The 2,767-nt window shown below is 60.8% G+C and carries 1 protein-coding gene; it reads right to left on the reverse strand.

Features of this window, described 5'->3' with window-relative positions; translation table 11 throughout:
- Nucleotides 1–136: 136 nt before the first annotated feature.
- Nucleotides 137–2,767, reverse strand: a 2,631-nt coding sequence (locus AB4043_RS21490) for a serine/threonine-protein kinase (protein WP_442308033.1), incomplete at its 5' end; no start/stop codon positions are given.

Below are 2,767 nucleotides of genomic sequence, written 5' to 3' on the forward strand. Positions count from 1 at the left end.
CCTGGGTAATCCTACGTCGAACTCCATCTACCGCAAGATCGGATACAAAGCAGTAGGCGAGGCAATCCTCTATCGGTTTGAGTCGTAGCGTGCATTCCTAAGGTGCTGCAACGATGCAGTACCTTAGAAAGCGGTCTTAATCGTCGAGCTTGATAAAGCCGAAGGCCTTCTGGTCGCCGATGGCGTAATAGAAGCTCCAGAGCATCAACACAGTGATCACGACGACCCCGGTATACATCGGCGGAGCCAGCCAGTGCTCCGGATCGACAGTCCAGGGAAGTTGTTCCAACAGCTTGGACGTAAAGACAAAGACTGCGGCCGCGAGCGCGCCTACACGCGAGATGAGGAATGTAAGCATGGCAGCCCATACCGCTTCCACCAGCAGGCTCCACCAGTCTCCGTGTGCCGATACATGAGCCAGCAGCATGATGACCGCAAGGATCGCCGCGGCGAAATACGTCTTTTTCAGAACGGCTCGTAATGCGACAAAGACTGGAATGGCGAGAACCGTGTTCACCAGCACGGTGCCGGCGAGGATCAGCACAGTATTGAGCCAGGGAATCGGACCGCCAAGAAGCAACGGTTCAGCCTCCCAGAGTTCGATGGAATGGATCCAGGGTTTGAACAATGCGGTGAGAGCGAACTCGACGCCGGCGCAGGCAACGCCAAGGCTGACGCCGAGCAGGATGTCACGTGTCACCGTAAGGGAGGTGAACTGGCGCTTGAGCAACAGAGCCATGCTGATCAGCAGACGTGGAACCCGGCGGCGGGCGAACGGCTCCATGGCAACATAGCCCAGCCAGGCGATGCTGGCCGTCAGCAGGCCATACGACAGCTTGGTCAACAGCCACGAGAACGTCGCATCCGGACTGCCCGTTGGTTTGAACCCGCAGAAGGCAGCGGCGACAAAGAGCAGAAAGACTCCCGAGGCCAGCGTGTAAGCGCCGCGTGTATCACCGCGACGCATGGCGAGGTTACGACGCACCAGGGGAATGGCGGTGGCGAAGAAGGCGAGATAGAGGAAGATCTGGCTCCACGTTGCTGCGATAAGCCCCTTCGCGACCGACAGCGGCTTGTTCCACGGCGGCATCACGCGGAGATAGGTGAACTTGCCATACCAGGAACTGGCAGTGAAGCTGACCTCTATCTCCGGATGGCCAGGGTAGGTTCCGACCCATTCCCGCTGCTCGTGCATCGCAACCGGAGGCGTAATGGTTGGTGTGACCTCATGCATCAGCTTCGGATCGAGTCCCGCGGCGGCGAAGGCCGCATTCCAGTCCGTGGACTTGGCGTCGTGTTGCGCGTTCAGCTCTTCCTGGGCAGGCATGTTGACCAGCCGGATCAGCCGGCCGTTGGAGTCAACGTCGATGGAGACCATTCCCGGGCGGTTCGCCGCCGGATCGGTCTGCGTCGGCAGGTTCCTGGGGCTCAACTGGATTGGCAACAGGGAATCGCGATAGGTCCTGTAGGTGAGAATGAGCGGGCCTTCACTGGCTGAGGCCATCTTCTTTGGATCCGTCTGATAGTACTCGGCGATGCTTCCATTGGTCTGCAGCCAGGCTGCGGTATTTCTGGCGCGGTCGGGAATATGCAGTTCACGTAACAGCTCTTGAGAGCGATGGAGCATCTCGTCGTACGACAGAGCCGGCGGCGCAACGCCTAGCGTTGTGGCTTTCGGTGCGAACAGGAAGCAGCTCACAAAACCGAGAAGGGTAATTCCAAGTAGTGTCCAGGCGCGCAACAGCGGCAGCTCTGACTCATTCGCGGCCGACGTGAGAGCGTCGATCGAGATCGTCTCTCCCTGTGCCATGGCCGAGGCCACCAGATCCACGGCAGGGAACTCCTGCATCATGTATGCGGCGGAGATGGGCCGGTCAGTGACTGTGGTGGAGAGGCACTGCATGATCACCCGTTCGATGTCGTTGGGGACCTTTGGAGCATAACGGCGCAGGGGCGCGGGTGCGGCCTGTTGGCGCTCCTTGTAGTTCTTGGTATTCCATGGCTGCCGTCCGGCGAAGAGCTCGTAGAGAACGATGCCGAGGGCAAACAGGTCCGACCGTCCCGAGGCCTGCCCTCCGGTAAAGAGTTCAGGAGCCATGTAGCCGGGAGTTCCCGCGACCTCGTTCAAGCGGCCCTCTCCGGCGACAACGGCGAGGCCGAAGTCTGTGATCTTGGCATGGCCGCGTCCATCGACCATGATGTTGGCCGGCTTCAGGTCGCGGTGCAGCACTCCCTTGGAGTGTGCTGCCGCCAGGCCCGCCGTGATCTGCGCGGCCATCTCGATGGCCTTTTGTGTAGGCAGGCGGCCGAAGCGCTTGAGGAGAGCGGAGAGATTCTCGCCGTCCACGTATTCCATCGTCAGGAAGTGAACGGAGTGTCCGTGGGGATTCGGAATCTCGACGATATCGTGCACGCGGCAAACGTTGGAGTGGGTTACCTCCCGCGCGGTGCGAACCTCGGCAAAGAAGCGGGCCAGCCAGGCTGGATCGTTCGACATCGCCGGAGGCAGAAACTTCAACGCAACGGTCTGTCCGAGCTTCAGGTCTTCGGCGCGATAGACGCGGCCCATGCCGCCCCGCCCAAGAGGCGATACGACGCGGTAGCGTCCGACAAGCAAGGTGCCTGGAACCAGCTCCTGCTCGTCGAGCGATGTCTGACTGCCGGAAGGCGTTGAACCGCCGGTCGCTCCCGAAGGCCTGGCAGACATCGGCGTGCCGCCGCTATGACTGTGGCTGACGGGTAGGTCACTCGGCGTCGGTGTTCCTCC

Origin of the sequence: Terriglobus sp. YAF25, from assembly GCF_052113305.1 — a bacterium.
Taxonomy (GTDB): Bacteria; Acidobacteriota; Terriglobia; order Terriglobales; family Acidobacteriaceae; genus Terriglobus.